Source organism: Candidatus Poribacteria bacterium, assembly GCA_009839745.1.
GTDB lineage: Bacteria > Poribacteria > WGA-4E > WGA-4E > WGA-3G > WGA-3G.
In genome coordinates this window covers 34,781-54,347 of the sequence record VXPE01000075.1, presented here as the reverse complement: position 1 = coordinate 54,347, position 19,567 = coordinate 34,781, and the positions used below count along the sequence as shown (strand labels likewise).

General features: G+C 48.8%; 17 protein-coding genes. 3 read left to right on the top strand and 14 right to left on the bottom strand.

Features of this window, described 5'->3' with window-relative positions; translation table 11 throughout:
* Positions 1 to 7: 7 nt before the first annotated feature.
* From thrC to F4X88_12400, 10 genes are all read right to left on the bottom strand, one after another.
* The gene (gene thrC / locus F4X88_12445; GenBank protein ID MYA57100.1) at positions 8 to 1,336 is read right to left on the bottom strand and encodes a threonine synthase; all 1,329 of its coding nucleotides are present in this window, start codon (positions 1,334 to 1,336) and stop codon (positions 8 to 10) included.
* Positions 1,333 to 1,974 carry an SMC-Scp complex subunit ScpB gene (gene scpB, locus F4X88_12440; GenBank protein ID MYA57099.1) on the bottom strand — a complete coding sequence of 214 codons (642 nt, stop codon included), beginning with the start codon at positions 1,972 to 1,974 and terminating at the stop codon, positions 1,333 to 1,335. Before scpB ends, thrC begins: the two co-directional genes overlap by 4 nt.
* 11 nt (positions 1,975 to 1,985) lie before the next feature.
* Positions 1,986 to 2,816 (bottom strand): hypothetical protein, encoded by an 831-nt coding sequence (locus tag F4X88_12435; GenBank protein MYA57098.1) that lies wholly within the window; start codon positions 2,814 to 2,816, stop codon positions 1,986 to 1,988.
* Between the two features lie 99 nt (positions 2,817 to 2,915).
* A complete protein-coding gene (locus F4X88_12430) occupies positions 2,916 to 3,599 on the bottom strand; it encodes a site-2 protease family protein (GenBank protein MYA57097.1) in 684 nt (227 codons plus the stop codon).
* 35 nt (positions 3,600 to 3,634) lie between these two features.
* Positions 3,635 to 5,074, bottom strand: a complete 1,440-nt coding sequence (locus F4X88_12425) for a CCA tRNA nucleotidyltransferase (GenBank protein ID MYA57096.1) — start codon at positions 5,072 to 5,074, stop codon at positions 3,635 to 3,637.
* Between the two features lie 162 nt (positions 5,075 to 5,236).
* On the bottom strand, positions 5,237 to 5,917 hold the full coding sequence (locus F4X88_12420) for a cyclase family protein (GenBank protein MYA57095.1): 681 nt from the start codon (positions 5,915 to 5,917) through the stop codon (positions 5,237 to 5,239).
* A gap of 225 nt (positions 5,918 to 6,142) precedes the next feature.
* The gene (locus tag F4X88_12415; GenBank protein MYA57094.1) at positions 6,143 to 6,913 is read right to left on the bottom strand and encodes an inositol-phosphate phosphatase; all 771 of its coding nucleotides are present in this window, start codon (positions 6,911 to 6,913) and stop codon (positions 6,143 to 6,145) included.
* A 229-nt stretch (positions 6,914 to 7,142) separates the two neighbouring features.
* Positions 7,143 to 8,954, bottom strand: coding sequence for a DUF393 domain-containing protein (locus F4X88_12410; protein ID MYA57093.1), 1,812 nt, complete (start codon positions 8,952 to 8,954; stop codon positions 7,143 to 7,145).
* A 165-nt stretch (positions 8,955 to 9,119) separates the two neighbouring features.
* Entirely contained in the window at positions 9,120 to 10,349 is a 1,230-nt protein-coding gene (locus F4X88_12405) for a DegT/DnrJ/EryC1/StrS family aminotransferase (GenBank protein MYA57092.1), read from the bottom strand.
* A 33-nt stretch (positions 10,350 to 10,382) separates the two neighbouring features.
* Positions 10,383 to 11,102: a hypothetical protein gene (locus F4X88_12400; GenBank protein ID MYA57091.1), complete on the bottom strand. Its 720-nt coding sequence runs from the start codon at positions 11,100 to 11,102 to the stop codon at positions 10,383 to 10,385.
* 156 nt (positions 11,103 to 11,258) lie between these two features.
* Between F4X88_12400 and F4X88_12395 the strand changes: the two genes are divergently transcribed.
* Positions 11,259 to 12,197 carry a hypothetical protein gene (locus F4X88_12395; protein MYA57090.1) on the top strand — a complete coding sequence of 313 codons (939 nt, stop codon included), beginning with the start codon at positions 11,259 to 11,261 and terminating at the stop codon, positions 12,195 to 12,197.
* Here the strand turns inward: F4X88_12395 and F4X88_12390 are convergent.
* The 3 genes from F4X88_12390 to F4X88_12380 all read right to left on the bottom strand — a co-directional run bounded on the left by F4X88_12390 (position 12,194) and on the right by F4X88_12380 (position 15,723).
* Entirely contained in the window at positions 12,194 to 13,354 is a 1,161-nt protein-coding gene (locus F4X88_12390) for a hypothetical protein (GenBank protein ID MYA57089.1), read from the bottom strand. The genes F4X88_12395 and F4X88_12390 overlap by 4 nt on opposite strands.
* Positions 13,351 to 14,103 (bottom strand): hypothetical protein, encoded by a 753-nt coding sequence (locus F4X88_12385; GenBank protein ID MYA57088.1) that lies wholly within the window; start codon positions 14,101 to 14,103, stop codon positions 13,351 to 13,353. Before F4X88_12385 ends, F4X88_12390 begins: the two co-directional genes overlap by 4 nt.
* Positions 14,104 to 14,541: 438 nt before the next feature.
* Positions 14,542 to 15,723 carry an enolase gene (locus F4X88_12380; protein ID MYA57087.1) on the bottom strand — a complete coding sequence of 394 codons (1,182 nt, stop codon included), beginning with the start codon at positions 15,721 to 15,723 and terminating at the stop codon, positions 14,542 to 14,544.
* Positions 15,724 to 16,084: 361 nt separating this feature from the next.
* Here F4X88_12380 and F4X88_12375 point away from each other — a divergent pair, with 361 nt between their 5' ends.
* Positions 16,085 to 16,981 carry a phytanoyl-CoA dioxygenase family protein gene (locus tag F4X88_12375; protein ID MYA57086.1) on the top strand — a complete coding sequence of 299 codons (897 nt, stop codon included), beginning with the start codon at positions 16,085 to 16,087 and terminating at the stop codon, positions 16,979 to 16,981.
* A gap of 70 nt (positions 16,982 to 17,051) precedes the next feature.
* Positions 17,052 to 18,149, top strand: a complete 1,098-nt coding sequence (locus tag F4X88_12370) for a hypothetical protein (protein MYA57085.1) — start codon at positions 17,052 to 17,054, stop codon at positions 18,147 to 18,149.
* 76 nt (positions 18,150 to 18,225) lie between these two features.
* Here the strand turns inward: F4X88_12370 and F4X88_12365 are convergent, their stop codons facing one another.
* Positions 18,226 to 19,455, bottom strand: coding sequence for an MFS transporter (locus F4X88_12365; protein MYA57084.1), 1,230 nt, complete (start codon positions 19,453 to 19,455; stop codon positions 18,226 to 18,228).
* Positions 19,456 to 19,567: the final 112 nt, after the last annotated feature.

The window sequence follows — 19,567 nt, the reverse complement described above, 5'->3', positions numbered from 1 at the left end:
CGATGTGTTATGCGTCAAGGTGCATGGAAATCTGTTGCAGAACCTTCTCATAGTCTGCTTCCAATTCAAGTGGCGTATTTAGATAGCGAGGCGGGGGTTCCCCAGGCGTGATATCGTGATATGCCCCCTTGAAATCTGGGAATTTGAGTCCATTCGCTGTAGAGATAACGATAACCCTGTCATCTGGACGGATCTGTTTTCGCTCGACCATTTTTATAAGAACAGCCAACGCCACTCCGGTGTGCGGGCAATTGAACAAACCTGTCCTATCGGCTCTCGCTGCAGCGTCTGCCAGTTCTTCCTCAGTCGCTTGGTCAACAATACCATCGAACCGTCGTAACGTTCGGATAGCACGGTGAATAGAGACCGGATTTCCAATCTGAATTGCTGTGGCTTGTGTGGCTTGTGCGGTGATAGCATGAAACTCTGTGAATCCTGTTTGATAGCTTCGATACAGCGGATTCGCGCGTTCTGCTTGGGCACAAGCAATGCGCGGAAGTTTGTCAATGATACCGAGTTCCAGCATCATTAAAAAGCCGAGTCCGAGTGCGGAAACATTGCCGAGGTTTCCCCCGGGAATGATTACCCAATCCGGCACTTCCCAATCGAACTGCTGCACAATCTCAATGCTAATCGTTTTCTGCCCTTCAATCCGGAGGGAGTTGATAGAATTGGCGAGGTAGAAATCTTTTCGCGCAGAGAGTTTTTGAACGATTTCCATACATCCATCAAAATCTGTCTCAAGTGAAAGCGTCAAGGCACCATTCGCAATAGGTTGAATAAGTTGCTCACGTGTAACTTTCGCTTTCGGTAACAGGATGACCGCTGGAATACCGGCTGCAGATGCATACGCTGCCAAAGCGGCGGAGGTGTCGCCAGTTGATGCACACATGACAGCGCGAAGATTTCCGGACCCAGCCATGATTTGTTTGACCATTGAGACCAAAACGGTCATCCCGAGGTCTTTAAATGAGCCGGTATGGCTGTTACCGCACTGTTTAATCCACAGGTCACTCACCCCGAGTTGATTACCGAGCCGTTCTGCCCAGAACAGATTGGTCCCCCCCTCATACATAGAAATGATGTTATTATCATCAATGATTGGGCAGACGAGTTCCTTTTTCCCCCAGACACCGCTGCCATACGGATATTGCGTGCGCATGTAGCGCTGTTCAAAGAGGGTCTTCCATTCAGTAGCACGCCGCTGTTTTAACAGGTCCATATCGTGCCGGACCTCTAACAGTCCGCCACAGTTTTTGCACCGATAGATAACTTCTGTAAGCGGATAGGTCTCATCGCATCCTGCGCTGCACTGGAACCATGCGTCGTAGTTCATTGCTCGGCGTTCTCCTCCATAGCCGCTGGCAGGGCGTTTTGGGCAGGTTCGTTTCCGTTTGATGTATTCAGGAGTTCATCTATTTCTTCAAGTGAGGGCAACTCAGAGGGATCTTTCAAGCCGAATTGTAAGAGGAACTCGTCTGTGGTTGAAAAGAGTAAGGAGCGCCCATCTTTTCTCCCAGCGATACGAACCAGTCCTTTCTCTACCAGTGAGTTGATTACACTGTCACTGTTCACACCGCGAAGCGCAGCGACATCCGTCCGCGTGATAGGTTGCTTGTAAGCAACAATTGCGAGTGTTTCAAGTGCTGATGGCGACAGTTTGACCCGAACCTGACGCGTATAAAACTTCTGAATCCACGCTGCGTATTCTGGATCCGTGCAGATTTGGTAACCATTCGCTATTTCAATGAGACGAAAACTCCGTCTCATTTCTTGATAGTCTTGGCGCAGTTCGTCGAGTTCCGTCCGGATTGCGGGTTTGTCTAACGCCGGCAGCACGGTTTGAAACTGTTCCACCGAAATTGGTTCGCTCGCGGCGAACAGAATCGCTTCCAAAATTAATTTAGGGTTTTGCGCGGGTATCGCGTCCGGTTCCTGTATCGAATCGACAGCGGTAACATATTCAGAATCCATAAACCAAATTCCTAATTGTTTCGTTCTTCTGAACGAGTGTTTTCAACGGTTGGAGGTGGCGGAATCTCTCGATCATCCGCCTCTTGCTCCTGCTTAACGATATAAATACTCTCGAAATGGTCGGTTTGAACAGTGACGATTTTTCCTATCCGAATGAGTTCTAAAATGGCGAGGAATGTTACAATTCGATCCGTCTTGGTCGAGGTCACGGGAAACAGGTCATCAAAGAGCAATTGGTTTTCAGTTTCCAACTGCCTATCAATAAAAGCGATTTTATCTTCAACGGTTATTGTTTCCTCTTCAACCGTTTCATAAGTTTCTTCAACTTCTATCTCTGCGGCTCGATCATTCACCCCCTTAAAAGCGGTAAGGAGATCGAACAACGTCGCCTTGATTTCAAACGAACGCGCTCCCTCTAAATCTTCGTGTATTTTAGGATTTCTGCTGTAGATTAATGTCTGACGTTCGGCATAAACCGCCAAAACTTCGGCAGCCTCTTTGAACTGTTTGTACTCCAAGAGCTGCTTAACGAGTTGCTCTTGATCACCGATGGTGTATTCAGCATCCGGTGAGAGTTGTGGGAGGATACTTTGCGATTTAATGTGCAGAAGTGTTGCCGCCATCACCAAAAATTCGGATGCCACATCTAAATCTAACTGCTCCATTAGATTCACATATTCCAAGTACCGATCCGTGATATGCGCAATCTGAATATCGTAAATATCCATCTCCTCCTTCTGAATCAGATGGAGGAGCAGATCGAGCGGTCCCTCGAAACCTTCTAACTTCAGGGAGTATATTGGGGCTGTAGAGGCGGGCGTTGGCGTTGTTTCAGTTAGCATCTTTTAATTTTACCTTGCGGTTCGGTGAGGTCGGTTTGAACTTTTATATGCCTCTCCGTATATCCGCCTGCGCCGATGTTGCAGGCTGCGCGTTTCGGACTAACGAATACCGACAATTTTCGCAATCAGATTTAGGGTTTCAAAACTGATATTGCTCAAGAACCCGAACACATAGTTCGGTATACCGAAGATACCCGGTAGAAAGATGAGACACATCAGAATCGGCATTCCATACGGACTGAGTTTCTCGAATTGGTGCGCTGTCCTTGCGGGGAGCAAACCTCTCACAACACTAAAACCGTCTAACGGAAAAAGTGGGAGCATGTTAAACGCTGCAAGAAACACACTAATCAGGGCAGTCCGAATTAATTGCCTGTTAATCTCAGCATGAAGTGGAGATCCCGCCGGATCAAAAGCGGTAAATTCAAGTAATAGCCGAATCACTCCCAAAATTCCAAAAGTGAGGACAATATTCATGAAGGGACCTGCAGCGGCGATAAGCATCATGTCCCTTCTCGGATTTTTCAGGTTGAACGGGTTGACCGGCACCGGTTTTGCCCAACCGAAGAAACCGCCCCCAAAAAGCGTGCCGAGCAACGGAAGTATCAATGTGCCGATAATGTCAATGTGTACGCCCGGATTCAACGACATCCGTCCAAGGTCGCGCGCTGTCGGATCCCCTAACATGTTCGCTGATTTGGCGTGTCCCCATTCATGAAAGGTTAACAGAATAATGAACTGTGTAACCACAAGGATTGCTTCATAAGGGTCGAAATTAGGCATCGTTTATTTGCCGCCGCTTTGTAAGCCAAATCTTGCTATACAAAGGTCCGCAATCGGGCATAAGCCTCCTCTTTCTTGGTAATCTCTCCGTCCAATTGTGCCGCAAACAATTTCCAAAGTCGGGTTTCAAAAGCCTGGCTCGGTTTTTCGCCAAACGCTATCAAGTCTTTTCCTGTGATAAACGGTTCTATCTTCCGCAGAACAAAAAGGTAGTCTTTTATTTTTTCGCGTTTCCACTTCGGCAAGGTCGTATCCACATAGCCGAGTGCTAATGCCTCAATCGGATAAGACTTTAGCGATTGATAAATCTCGCTCGGTCTCACTGTCTCTTGCAACGGCGCAAGTGTTTGTTCCAACTGTTTGTAAGCGGTGAGCGGTGTTTCTACCCGATAAAGATTTCCATCTCCACATACGTAAGTTGCCATGTTCTTTGGATCGACAATCCGCCATCTCCCACTTTGTGGGTTAATGGAGGCATCATCCGATAATGAGATTCCGAGTTTCGCAAAGGCATCGTGTGTCACCTTTTCAAGCGAAACTTGCTGTTGCGAGGCTTGGACCCGGCTGATGAGGCGTTGAAGTTGATGTTCCAATACCAATCTGAAACTGAGTGCCTCGATCTGATATATCGGCGTGCGGGTTCCCAAAAATGCCATCCAGCGCACCCGTTCAGGCTGAAACTCTTCGTCTTTAAGGGACGTTGATACCCAGTTTGTTGCTTGTTCCGCTTTCTTAAAATCACATGCAAACCTCGTCGGTATATTCCATCCCTGAGAGATAGTTTTCCATACGTCGAGCCGGGCAAGATGTGTAACAATCTCCGGTGCGTTCTTTTCACTCAGTATTCTCTCAATCTCATTGCGTATCCGTTCACCACTGAGTTGTGCTAAGACTGGGAGTGCCTCCCGCATCAGAACGATATCGGTTTCAGGAATAGAAAATCCGTAGCGTCCGGCATATCGAAAAGCGCGAAAGATGCGCGTCGGATCATCTGTGAAACTGTGCTTATGTAGGACGCGAATTGTCCGGGTCTTGAGGTCATCCAAACCCCCGGTTTTATCAACGATCTCACCAAAAGTATGTGTGTCTAAGCACATTGCCAAGGCATTAATTGAAAAGTCGCGTCTTCGTAAATCGTCCCTGAGGGTCCCTCGTGATACTGTAGGTAACGTCCCTGCCCCTTGATAAGTTTCACGACGGGCGGTAACGAAATCCACTTTAGGAAGGTTAACATCGACAGGCGTGACGGTTGCAGTGCCAAATTGAGGGTGTGTTTCCAGCGTGCCGTTCCACCGTTCACACATCGTGTTCGCAACTCGGATCGCATCGCCTTCTACAACGATGTCGATATCGAGACTTGGTCGTTTGAGCAGGAGATCCCGGACGAATCCACCCACGAGGTAAGTTCCCTTTCCACCTACTTCACCAATTTCATGTAACAGATCCAAGATCGGTTCAGGAATGTTGGGTATCATTTTTCTGTTATTTTAACTACGGTATCAGGTTACCTCCTTCACTTGCGAATGGCATCCAAGGGCATTAGAAGGGACCTTAGCTATCCTGAACGGGGTATGAATTCACTGCAAACCTACCCGTAATGTAATGGAGGGTAGCCCGGAAGCACATAGTTAGAAAACCTATACGAAGGCAAAGACTCGCGTGGGTGCCCCAGAACTGCGCGCCAACTTTAGCGGAGCAATCACGACATAGAAATGCGTCGGCAATTGGCTTAAATTGCACAAATCCTCAACATGCGGGATCCCCGCACCAAGGAAAACGAGATGCGCTGGCGGTAAACCGTCGTGCAAGGGTGGATGTCCTGCCACCGAGTCGATACTACATGCATCTGTTCCGATGACCTTAATGCCTTTTTCTACAAGGAATTCGGCGGCATCTTCACTGAAGCCGATCCACTCCCGGTTGAAATTGTCCTGATAGACGAATCTATCCATCCCTGTCCGCATAAAGACGATGCTGCCTTCTGGTATATCACCATTTTCGGCTATCCACGCTTTAACATCCTCTGCGATCACAGCGTCATTCGGTTTCTTAATCGCGGAGAAGTCTATCAACACCGCGTGTCCCGTCAGTTTCTCTTTTGGGATTTCGGCGATAGTTGCGCCACCCGGGTACATTAAGCAGGGGGCATCCATGTGCGTAGAGTAGTGTCCGGATGTATCGACACGGCTTTCAAAGTAGCCATCCTTTTCCAGCGTCGCTTGGTCATAAATTTTGGCGGGATCAATCGGCAGCTCGCATGGACTCTTTTCATCAACCACATAAGACAGATCCAGCACGTTTTGAAAGTCAAGGTGCATTTTATATTATTTCTCCTTCCCACAAACATATCGCCTCTATAAGGCTTATATGTAGTATAGCACATCTCCTTGGGATATTCAAGTTAAATCACGTAGACGAACCGGCGTTCGGTTTTGGTAATCGTAAAAAAGTGCATCCTACTTTGTGTAGCGGAAATTGATTTGACGAGACATCACCGAACCGCGTATTGACAGTTGAAGGTGTGGATTTATCAAAGTCTGCGATTAGGCATCTTTAAAGTAGTCTAATACAGTGCTATGCAAGATCCCGTTCGTTGCTACGAGCGAATTCGTATCTGTCGTGATGGCTTGTCCTTGTATATCTGTCACTTTTCCACCTGCTTCCCTTACGATAACAGTAATCGCCGCGATGTCCCAAATACTGATCGCCGCTTCAACGACGGCATCGGCTCTTCCAGACGCCACGAGATGATACATGTAGAAATCACCGAACCCTCTCGTGCGAGCGGCATCGTTGATAAAATCGTAGATGCCGGGGAAAGTGCCTTTTTCTACGAACCACTTCAGGCCACCGTGGCATACCATCGCGTCTTCGGGTTGCGTCACGCTGGACACGGTTATCGGTTCGCCGTTCAAGAAAGCTCCGCCCCCTACTTCCGCGTAGAGAAGTTCATCTAAAAGTGGGGCGTTAGAAACACCAAGGATAAGTTCTTCGCCTTTCATCAAGGCAATCTGTGTGCCGAAGATTGGGATTTTTCGGATATAATTCTTTGTGGCATCAATCGGGTCGATGATCCAGACATAAGGGGAATCCCCTTTTTCGATCCCATATTCTTCACCTAAGAATCCGTGGTCGGGAAATGTCTGTTTGATGGTTTCTCGGATAATTTTTTCCGCCCCTCTATCGGCGAGCGTCACCGGGGTCTCATCAGCTTTCATTTCCACTTTCATGGCATCTCCGGTGTAGTAAGCGGTGATGATTTCTTCAGCGTTTTTCGACGCTTCCAACGCGACGGTTAAAAATTGACTCGGCATACTTTAATTATTCCTTGCGGTTCGGTCAGGTAACTTTGATAACTGAAGTGCTTTTACGTAGATCCGCCCTCCGCTATGCTTACGGGCTACGCGTTTAGGTTTAACGAACACCTCTTTATCGACGGCTGATAATTGACTCGGCATATTTTAATTATTCCTTGCGGTTCGGTCAGGGACGTTAGGACTTTCAGGTGCCTCTGCGTATTGTTGCAGGCTACCGAAAGTTGTTCTAACGGAGCGAAATTGCGGGACAATAAATTCTTTTCCATTCGCGGTGCCACCACGTGCCTTCCGAACGTTTTGTTGCGAGATCCGTAAAGCGATACTCGTAAAGGGTTGCCCGGATATAGCGCGGGGGTTTATCCGGGAACGGATCCTCTCTCAACAATTGTAGCACCTCAGGCTTGCCTTGTAGTAATGCTCCCATGAAATTGAGGAACCACGGTGTCCTTTGATAACTGCCTTGTAAGGCAGCAAACCACATCTGCCAATCGAGGCGCGGTTGATGCGGGGCGACCCATTTTGGTGCAGTTGCCAGATCTCCGGGTTTCCACCGAAACGGGTAAGTCTTCCATTCGATACGATCGTTGCTACCTTCAACGATAATTTCTGGACGCGATTCCGTCATGTCTGCAAAGAGTCCGTAGGTATTCACACTCCGAAACGGTGTGATCCAGGCGACATCTGGAAACCTTATCTCTCTGAAAAGCTGCCCACCGAAGCGGATACCGCTCAGCAGAAAGAGAAGTGTTGCGACGATCGCTATACCAGCACGTCCATATCGGTGAAGCGGCTGTTCGACGAAGCGGATAGTCGGCATCAATCGTCTTGGGAGCAGCCCTTTCCACGTCGCATCGTCAATCAGCAGGAGACATAGCGCAATTGTCAACAGATTGAAAAAACAGTAGTTTCCAGTTAAGATGATTAGCACTTGCAGACCGACTAATCCGATACACCCAAGGGTGCGTAAACGTCGCGGCGCGAAAATCAGAAACGGGACAACCAATTCCGTCGCGAACATACCGATGACTGACGCTTTCTGGAACGCTTCCGGCAACTGATGCACATACCATCCCAACCATGTCGGCAACGGTTGTGTTTCATAATGAAAATTCAGAGCCGTAAGGTTTCGCCATACCTCGTCACTGGCGAGTTTAACGAACCCAGAGGCAAACATCAATCGGAAGAGGAGCCAACGGAAAAGCCATAAAAACGCTGTTGAGGGTTGCAACGCACGTGTAAACCTTTCCCGTAGTTGCAACGGAGCAAAGAAGATTGCCAGAAAGCCCGCCTCTAAGAGCAAGACATCCCACTGGAAACTCAGAAAAACTTGTCCCACTGACACAAGCGACAGATAAAACGTCCACAGACCGATTAAGGCGAATGACGGAACAAAGCCGGCGATTAAGACGAATGACAGGAGCACACCACCAGCACACAAGAGATTGAGGCAGACATCCGAGGCGTTCAGCCAGAACAGGGTCGGAACGAGGTAGTAGCCTTCTGTTCCGATTTGCTCACGGACAGCCTCCAGATACTGTGCTGCGGGCAAAATCCCATTGCTCCCAACGAGTCCGTGAATCTGAACCCACAAGGACAAAAAAGCGATGAGGTAGATACAACCGAGTCCGCGTAGGAACAGCCATCTCGAAAGACAAAACACTGTTCTCTCGGTATGTGTCCCCCACAACCATCGCGTCATCGCGGAGAAAAACGGACGATGCTGGGCAACGAAACGGTAGATTCCTTCAGATACGCCCGCGAAGCCGGGTAAACGGTAGTAACACCAGAGCAACAGACCGTTGTTCAAGGCGCGTAGGACAGCTGCTGCCCCACTTAAAACGGTTCCATCCTGAAGTATTAACTGGACTGAATTCTCAAACGCTGAAAGGGGTATCCCTGGGAATTGTGTCGCTACATCTTGGTAGGGTGCATAGTCGATACTGTCCGCAGTAACGTGTTGCCACTGCGCAACCCAATATCGGCAAAAGTCACAAGCGTTATCGTAAACAAGGAGCGGTTTGTTAACTCGTGATTGCATCTCTTTAATTTATGTGCCTCTGGGCTGCTCTCCACTTCGTTTCGGGCAGGTTTCAGGTTAATTCGCGACTGCGTTTGAAGACCCGTCCAGTTTTTCCGCTCCTATAGAAGGTCATAAGGGAAAAAACGAGTGCTATGTCTGATGAATTTTGGTGATAGGGAAAGGTTAACGCCATGTCTGATGAATTTTGGCAATAGCTTCCACAATCTGATCCATATCCGTTTCTGAACTGAGGAAGAGATTCTGGAAAAGCCATACGCTCTGCTCACAGACGGATGCTGCGTTTGGACACGGCAATGATCGGATGAGGTGCGGGTATTTCTTCGCGACGTGTGCCATTCCGGGTTCTTCCGAAAGCGGAGAGCGGTAGCCGATAGAGCACGGGATGCCCTCGGCGGACAGCGCGTTCACAAATTCCTGTCGCGATTTACCGCCAAATCCTTGGGGATCATATTTCAAGCAGTAGAGGTGATACCCGTGTTTGGTAACCCACGGGGCAAGCTTCGGGGGTGTGATACCCTCAATCGCTTTTAAAGCGTTGGAGAGATAGGTTGCGTTTCGATTGCGGCGATCGGTTTGTGACTCTAACAGTTCCAACCGGACGAGTAATATTGCAGCGAGATACTCTGAGGGACGGTAGTTCCATCCGAGTCTCGGGTATTCCCAGCGTGCGCCCCCGGGTGCGCGTCCGACATTCATGAAGGCACAGACCCGATCGTGAATATCCTTATCGTTTGTCGTAACCATACCGCCTTCACCGGAAGTCAGATTTTTTGAGGCTTGGAAACTAAAAGCCCCGACATCGCTGAGGGATCCAACCTTTTTCGTCTGATACTCTGCCCCGTGCGCCTGTGCACAGTCCTCAATAATCGCGAGGTTATGGCGTTGGGCAATTTCCCGTAAAGCTCCCATATCTGCTGGGTGCCCTCCGAGATGGACAGGCAGAATCGCCCGCGTTTGCGGACCAATAGCCGCCTCCACCGCTTTCGGATCAATCGTGAAGGTCTCCGGTGAAATGTCTACGAACACCACAGTGCATCGGCGTTCTAACACTGCGCTTGCGGTTGCGACGAAGGTATAATTCGGCACGATAACCTCGCCACCATCGCTAAACCCATCGAGATCCAGCGCACCCGCTAAAGCGGCACTGATTGAATCGGTCCCATGCGGCATAAAGAGGGCGTAGTTCGTGCCAGAATACTGGGCATATTGTTCATCCAAACGCTCAATCATCGTGCCACCGGAGCCTTCATTCGCACTCAGGTACACTTCGCGGAGCAACGGCTCAACTTTCGACTCCCACTCTTCAGTCGTGGTAAGCGGCCATGAAGACCACGGCTCGCTTTCTGTATTTCGCACAGGGGTGCCGCCTGAAATCGCTAATGGGTTAGACATTTTTTAATTTTCCTTGCAGTTAAATCACGTGTGTTAGCGGACGGGGTTTCCATTTCCATCTACATAGACGACTTCCCAGCCTTTTGGAACTGTCCCGGTGTTCAAGAGGTTTAATCTCTGTCTTTCGGAAAGTTCCGATCCGTTAACCGAGCAAACCTCTCCAGTCTCCGAATTCGCCCCAGCACGTGTTGTGTGCCAGATATTCGCGGTTGATTCCGTTTTCTGGACGTAGATTCTTCCCGGAACTTGGGGCAGCGCGTTTTCACCTATCACAATCCACTCTTCCATTTCCGGCTTGACTCGATTCGCTTCAGTGATGAATTGATGCTGATATTGATACTCTTGGCGTAGGCTCTCAATATAACTCGCTTTAACAGTTTCACACTCATTTCCAGTGTAAAATTCTTCCAAGATTAAATCTGCGCGTATATCAAGGTATTCACTATAGGTTTTGAAATTCTCTATCGTTATACCGCTATTGAGGAGCAGCTGAAGCCATTCTTCACGTGGATACTTGGTGTCCATATCTGCCAACGCGAACGCAATGTAGCGTTTACCGTCATAAAGTGCTTTCGCAGGAGCCTTTTTCTCATGAGAACTATATCTATCATCGAACGCCTCCATGAGTGCGTCAACAGTTTGGGGACCAGTATATCGCTCCGTTTTCGCTTTGGAATCCAACTTCAAGTAACACCCAACAAAGATGATTCCGAGGATGAGCAAAAGCAGAAAAATTCGCATAATATATCTCATGACTTTCTCTCCTATAGTGTTTGTGAACTTTCTACAGAATATACACTATTCGCGGAAAAATTACAAGAAAAAAAATAGTAGATTTGACAATCGGGTGATGACTGTATACAATTAACGGAAATCAACTTTTAAAATTGACTAAAAAGGAGTCAAAAATTGAGAAATTTTCTTTTAATATTACTGCTCATCGGACTTGCCGCAGTCTGCCTCACGGGTTGTGAGAGATCTATGGCGAAACCGATGATGGATGCCGTCACACCGACTGATATGTCTACAATGGACGATCCAGAGGCGTTTGCGATGGCATTGGTTCAAGGTGCGGTCGATCTCTACAAGACAGAGGGTCGCGAGGTGATGATAGCCTATCACAACAGTCCTGCAAGTATTGATGGACAGTGGTATGTGTTTATTACAGATGAAAACAATATCTATCTCGCGCATCCCGTGGCATCTGAATTCCTCGGTAGCGATATAACACAGATTCCTGGAATTGATGGCACACTTATCGGCGCGGAGATCGCTATGGCGACAGAAGAAGGACGTTGGACTGAATACCTGTGGCCCAATCCCGAAACCAACACATTAGAACAGAAGCGCACGTGGTCAATCCGACACGATGGGTATCTCTTTGCTGCTGGGTATTACGAACCGTGGGCTCCAGATCCCGCAACACTCCCAGTGGTTTCGAAAGACGATCCAGCGGCATTTACGCATGCTGTTGTGCTGGCGGCGATTGCCCGTTATGAATTTTCAGGACTCGAAGCTACGGCCACTTACTACAACGATCCAGCAAATATCGATGGGCAGTGGTATGTGTCCATCACCGATGAAAATGATATCTTCGTCGCACACGCACCAATGCCAGACTTGGTAGGCACAGACCTTAAGGATGTCATGGGGCTTGATGGGTCGCCTCTCGGCGCGAATATCGCCAAAACGACTGGAATAGGTCTCTGGACCGAGTATTTGTGGCCCAATCCCGAAACAGGTCAAGATGAGCAGAAACACCTATGGGCGATTCAGCACGACGGTTACCTCTTCGGGTCCGGATACTATGCACCCGCCTCCAAGGAGGCTACAGCAGAGACGAATTAAATGGAACTGCGATTCGCCACCAATTGGCGAATCGCTCCCACCGCTATATCTGTATCTTGGAGAGACTTGTTCGACATCTCAGAAGCGAGAGCATTGGCGATGTGCGTTTCTAAGCCGTCGAGTCTGCGACGACTCACAATGGAATGTTCTTCCATATACCGATAGACTTCATGTCGCTTCGGCAGTCGCGTCTTTTCTTCTGACAGCATGAGAACGATAACTTTGCGTCCGCTGCTCGCCGCCTCACACACCATTGAGAAACTATCCGCGGTGGCGATAAGCAGATCGCTTAAGGCGAGAATGGCTTGGTACGGGTCTTCAAGCTCTGAAGACGTATCAGGCGTAATAAAGAATGGGCACCAGTCGGCATGTTTTACGGTTGATACCAAGTGTTCCGTTACATCAGGAGGCGTTCGGCGGGAGGTCGTCACCAATATTTGAGCGTTCATCGTCTCTGCGGTCACCTTGCAAATCTCGCTGAGTCGTTCGGCATCGTCTCTCGCGATCGTTTCATGCCGATCCGTCCCACCGAGCAGGACACCAATACGTGGACAGTCTGATAGGTTCAGCTCACCTTCCAATTGTTTCCGTTTGGTATCCAGCGATTCTGGTGAAATTGGGTTTGGCACGCCGATGGTTCGGCAAATATTGTCCTTGCGCGAGACGTGGTGCCAAGAGATCATCGGCAGGATTGCGAGATCGAAATATCGGGTGCCTACCGGTGAGGGTCTGCGACACGTAACCGTCATAGCACGGAGGATTTTACCGAGGAGTAGGTTCACCGCCGCCACAGATGAGCCTGTTGAGAGGATAATATCAGCGGTTTGGTGTTGGACCAGCGCGTCGTAAGATTCAGGGATAAGACTCCACCGCAAGAGCCCATGGATAAGGGATATGGGAAGCGGGACACCTCCGAACAGACACATAAAAACGCGCAGGAGATTATCACGCCATTTGCGCCGAAATTGTATCTCAAGCCATACCGTTCGGCATTCAGGCATTCTTTCAACAATGCCTAAGGATTGCTTGTAATGTCCCGGTTTCTTGTCGCTTAAGATAACAATTTTCATTTTTAAAGTAGCAGGCACACTCCGTGTGCCGTAGTCTGTAAAGTAGTAAACATACTCCGGAGCCTTTACTCTTGGATCGTTGTTCAAGTTAAGGTATATTCAGCCAGTTCTGTTACACCATCTTCGTCTTCGATTTTGACAACACCTACATGCGGTATAAACCATATCGTCTGCTTCCCTTGAATCGTCTCATCTGCCGAAAAGAGGGTGTGTGTGATTTCGGTCTGGTATTCTATCCGATATGTTTTCTCAAAGTTCCCAGCAGGCGTTTCCAGTGGACTTTCAGCAACGATTTCCGCTTTGACACGTATATGTGCCTCAAAAGGTATTTGGAGCAGCACAAGATTTTGCAAAATGATGTTTCCGCTGACCTTTATGTTAAGTGCGTCCCACTGGAAATTGGGAACCAAGGGTATCTGTAAAAAAACAAGTTCAGGATGCGCGAACGGCTCTACTGCAACGGTCAATTCCAAACCCGCGAATTCGTCCTGCACGGCTTTCGGTAGTTCTGTTTGAAGGTAGTCGGTTACCTGTTGACTGACCGTGAAAATAACAGCGTTGGGTGTAACCCGATAGTATGTAGAATTCAGGAAATCCAGGGCGGTTCCCGCAAGTGGCGATGTGTCCTTGAAGATCCGATAGTCTTTTCCCTCAATATTCGCCTTGCCACTCACTTCTCGTGTCCATTGGTATCCATCGGAATTTTTGTAAATCCATCTACTTCCAATGCCATCGGGAAAGTAGTTTGGCATCTGTTCCATTGGTGCTGGTGTTTCATCCGAACCGCATCCGGATAGCAGTAGGATACTGCAAAGCATGAAAAGAATCAGCCGCATTTCACTCCTTTTATTTCTTCACTTCTTTTTCTCGGTGCGTTAGTCAAACAATAATATTGAGAATTCTCCTTCGTCTATACAAAAGATAGTATAACGACTTGTGCTAAATAACTGTTTGTAAAACACAACTTCACAGAAGTGCCATTTTTTTATGTGTTTCTCACGAGTTCTGCCCCTCTTGAGTCCCGTAGGGACGATATGTTTATAGAAAAACGGCATACACCCCCTTTCAGTCCCGTAGGGACGATATGTTTATTTCAGGACTTACGCACTTTTGACTGTCGTCTGTTCTGTGAGATGAGATTTTTCGGAAAACACAGCGTTTTGGTGGAAACCCACACTAAAAGTTTATGCTACAAAAGAGCAGTATGCGTAAGTCCTAATAAAATAAAAATTGGATAGGTTTTTGAAGGATGAGACACAATATTCAATAAAGCATCAAACCACTTCCATCCAAACCCCCGGCACGAACCCCGGATACTCTCCCTCACTGAATGCCGGATAATAGACAGCCTCCTCACGGAAATCGTGAACCGTCTCGCCGCCGCTGCTGTTCCGGATATGCACCCGACAGGTATATTCACTTTCACGGAAAAGTTGCTGCGGTGTCGGTGTAGCCGCATCGACGCGATATGCTGACAGTGCCGCCTCATCCACCGTAATTCCCAACCCCGGTGCATCCGACACCTGAATCGTCCCATCAACCACTGCGAGCCGCGTTTCGAGCAGATCCGACTCCCACAACTCGTGACACGTAATCGCCGGCAATTCCGCTTGCGATAATACCGCACCGAGATGCACCGAATACGCCGTTGTGATACCCGTGCCGACCATCTGGACCCAATAAGGCTGCACAAAGGACGCACAGAGGGCATTCGTCCGCAGGAGCGAGTTCACACCACCCCCGACAACGAACCCACCGCAACAGCGCGCATGCAAACACGATTCATTGAAATGTTCGACGATCCGCTTCTGAACAGCCGCTTGCAACCTCGCGGCACCCGCTACGTCGGTGCCGAGATAGTAAGGACTCTCGTATATAGCGACGTTCGGGTGTTCATCTAATCGTTGCAACACGGGGATAGCGTTATCCGCAGTCCGCAGAAACCCGTTGAAATCGATATCAAGCCGATAGTCTGCTGGCACGGCGTTCCCGACAGCATCTACCTGCGCGAAGATGTCCCGCCACGGACGCGCTTTCAGTTTCGCAGATGTGTAACCCCGTTTGACCGATTCTTGGACTTCCGCAACCCAGTCTTCCGGGGGCATATCGATGTCCCACCACGAAATTGGACACCTCTCACGAACCTTCGGTCCGATGAGTTGATAGACAGGCACATCTACGGATTTACCGACTGCATCGAAAAGCGACATCTGGATGCCGAACCCGATGCTATCATCGTTCATACATGCAAACGCGTTCTGTCCGATCACCTGTTCAATGTTCGCCGATTCATCTGATAGATTCTCACCGTATCCGATAACGCCGTTACTGAGTTCGACGCGGTAAACGTAGACACGCTCGCCGTGTGTCAAGGCACGGTGCATGTGTCGGCTGACCCGTTCGTGATAAAACGGCACGTTCAACGGAATCGCTTCGAGATGTTTGATACTGAGCATGAGGTACCTCCTCAATGGGTATACTTTCGCTTACACAGTTTGCTTTTCGCTTTCTGCTATATGTGTTTCCGAATTGTATCACATTTCCGAAATTGCGGGCAAAAATATTGCTACGGTGGACTCCGTGTAGGAAGGATCTCCGAATTCCGACTGTTCCCCTTATCTTTCCTTGAAGAAAAACGACACAATTCGCAACGAAAGGTGTGAAAACAGGTAATCGTAAGTGCCATTGAACGTTGACAACTAAAAACTGATAACCGATAACTAACAACACAATTGACACCTCTGCTTTTTGTTGGTATAATATCTTTAACATGCCCGATATTAAAACGCCACGGCGTTCGTAAGCAAGGAGCACGTTATGGCAAGAATTAAACCTTTTTTTGTTTCAAATGAACTCTTAGATCACCCTGAAAAACTTCGAGAACGCGCACAGCAGGACGGTTACCTCTTTTTTCGTGGCTTGATTGATGCCGATGCTATCTACGAATTGCGTCGAGATTTCTTGGAGATATGCCATCGTCACGGCTGGGCGAAAGGCGGAGATGCCCTGATGGAGGGTATCCGCATCGGGGGTCCCTTCATGGAAGGCGATGATGGCTATTGGCCCGTTTTGGATGAGTTCCAGAGCTTGGAATCCTTCCACGCGTTCGCGCACCATCCGGCGATCATAGACGTGTGCGACAAACTCTTCGGTGAAAAAACCCTCGTACATCCGCGGAATATTGGAAGAATTATGTTCCCGGAGAACACAAAATACACGACGCCTGCACACCAAGATTTCATCCACATCCGAGGGACAGAGGAAACCTATACCGGCTGGATACCGCTTGGACCCTGCCCAGAAGTGTTGGGAGGATTGTCGGTACTCTCGGGTTCACATCGCGGGGGTATTTATCCCGTCAAACCTGCACTCGGCGCAGGTGGACTCGGTATTGATACAGCACCTCTGGAAGCAGATGGCTTCTACTGGGTCGGCGGTAATTACGAAATTGGCGATGCCCTTTTCTTTCACAGCCATGCCGTCCACAAGGGGATGCCGAATCAGACTTCGGATCGGATACGCCTCTCGGTGGATTATCGCTATCAGGGAAACTCCAAGCCTGTCACTGACGGCTCACTTTTACCGCATTTCAATCGGATGGCATGGGACGAAATTTACAAGGATTGGACTTCCACGGAATATCAGTATTATTGGAATGCATTCGATTTGAACAGGGTGAGCGGTGATAAACGTCCTGTAGATCCTATTGAGTAGCAAGGTCATAGGCACACTTCGTGGATCCGCTGTTCACAAAGCATAGTAGTTCCAAGGAAAACAAAATCAATTGATTAAATTGCGACAACGAAAACTGAATACCGCAGATATTATCCGTTGTGTTGTAGTGTTAATCGGATGGATAGGGATCGCTATTTTACCTGTCTCTGCCGAAAACTACACTGGAGATTTTTTGACAAATGGTGTCGGCGGCAGAGCCCTCGGATTGGGCGGTGCCTACGTGAGCATCGCCGATGATGTAACCGCTACCTATTGGAACCCCGCTGGCATCGCAGGGATCCGCGATAATTACCAATTCTGTCTCATGCATGCCGCACGGCGTTCCGGATTGGGTGCATTCAACTATATCAGCGGCACAACACAAGTCCTATCAAGACTCAAGCTCGGATTGTCATGGCTTCGCGCCGGGGTAGACGATATTCCTATCTATCCACTCATTCCAGCGTTCGATCCCAATATCACGCCAGAGGCACGACGAAACCTCGCGAAAAACCGTCCCAGAGAATCCGATTTCATTCCAGCAGGCTACCTAAACGACAGTGAAAACGCCTATATTTTGACGCTTGCGACGCGTTGGGTCGTGAGTCAGTCGTGGTGGGATAATTTCGGAAGGGATTCACTGCCACCGGAGTTTATGTGTGGTGTAAACACAAAACTGATTACGCAGCGCTTGGACGGCGGTGAACTTGATGCCTATAACTATGGGAGTTGGGGATACGGCTTTGATGCTGGATTCCTCGTCCGTTTGCCCGATTTCAACGCGCTTTTCAATTTAGAGGACTTCGGCAGTCTCGCCTTTGGGTTTAATCTTCAGGACATCTCAAAAACGACTTTAACGTGGAACACTGTGTCGGCACCGAAAGAATCGATTCCAGCGAATTGGAACGTGGGAGTCGCCTATACGAACCATCACCTTTTCAACCGGGAGATGATTGTTTCCTATCAGTGGCAACAGCGTTACGGCGGGCAATCGCATATCGGCATAGAATATCGTATCAGCGAACCGTTGGCACTCCGTGTCGGTTACCGGGACGACCGCATTACAAGTGGAATCGGCATCCAGGTCCGCCAATTTCGACTCGATTACGCCCTCCTCCTCGGTGATCTAATCAGCACACACTTCCTGAGTCTATTATGGAATTTTTGATGTGCAGGAGCGTTAAGGATAGCGTCAATTCGACTTAAGGATTTGGATGAATCTGATAACTGAAAACCGACAACCTCTAAACGTTCGGTCTTGACAAGTTCGGTTGATCGCGTAGCAGAATCAGGAGCGGTGCCAAGACGACCGGAATCATCACTAACCCATCGAGCACGATAGGCAAACCGTATTGATCCGCCCAAATACCGACGACTTTATTTAATAATCCACCGACACCCCATGCCGCACCCATCATAAAACTCGATGCAATGTTTTCATGCCCGCGTAGGATCATTTGTGCTAAGATGATGTTAACCGTCATTGAACTTGAGAGCACCACGTTGCCTAAAAAGAGGAGCACAAGGAAACTCGGACCCTCAGTGTGTAGTGAGGCATAGAGAAGCGGTGGCGATCCGAGGAGTGAGACCAAGAGCAGGAGATAGGTATTTACTCGGGTGATAAGCCACCCACTTGACATGATTCCCATGGAACCCGCGAAGATGAAAAGGGCAATCACGAGCGAACGCGCCTGGTCTGAATAATTTTGGTCATCCAGATAGATAGATAAGAAGTTTTCCAACCCAACTGCAGTGACGGTTCGGAACGCCGCAATAATAAATAGCACGCTGAGGGGTAACAGGTGTGGACTTGCGACAGTCCAAAAGGATTCTTGCGGTCGGGGTTCCTCGTCTAACCTTCCGCGCGGCGTGACGGTCAGATCCAGCGACTTCTCGAATTTCAGCACTTTCGGCACTAACAAGGCTACAAGCACGCCGGGTACCATTTCCCAAACTAAGTATTCCAAGCCGAAACGGTATGGAATGAACATCAGCACCAACGGACCGAGTGCCCGACCGATGTTGCCGCCTGTGAGAAAAATGGAGATCCCCATGCCTCTCCCATCTCCAGCAAGCGCACCCGCATAAGTCGTCGCTTGTGGATGGAAAGACGCAACACCTAAGCCCCCAATCGTTAATAACAGATAGACGATCCGAGAGGACGGGGCGACCCACAGCAGGCTTAAACCGATTGCGGTCAAACCGACACCAAAGGTCAGGAAGTGGACCGTCCGGACCCGATCCGATAGCCATCCGAAGAGTATCTGTCCAAGCGAGCTAAAAACGCTATAGATCAAGATGAAGTTGCCGGCTAAACTGTTCCGTGTTGCAGCGGATGTCGCTAACTTTGTCAGTAGGCGAGGTTGCAGATGGGACAAGAGGGTCGCATAGGAGTCAAGGACGGTATGGGATAACGTCAGAAAATAGAACTGTTTCCGAGAAGACGCTTTAGAAGGATTTTGAGGGTTTTCCATGAGGTGAAATAGATACCGCTTTTCTATGAAGTTTAAGATAGTGTGCATTGTAAAACACATCCATCTAAAAAGCAAATCTTTTTTCTATGTGGTGGTTTTGTAAGCCCGAGAT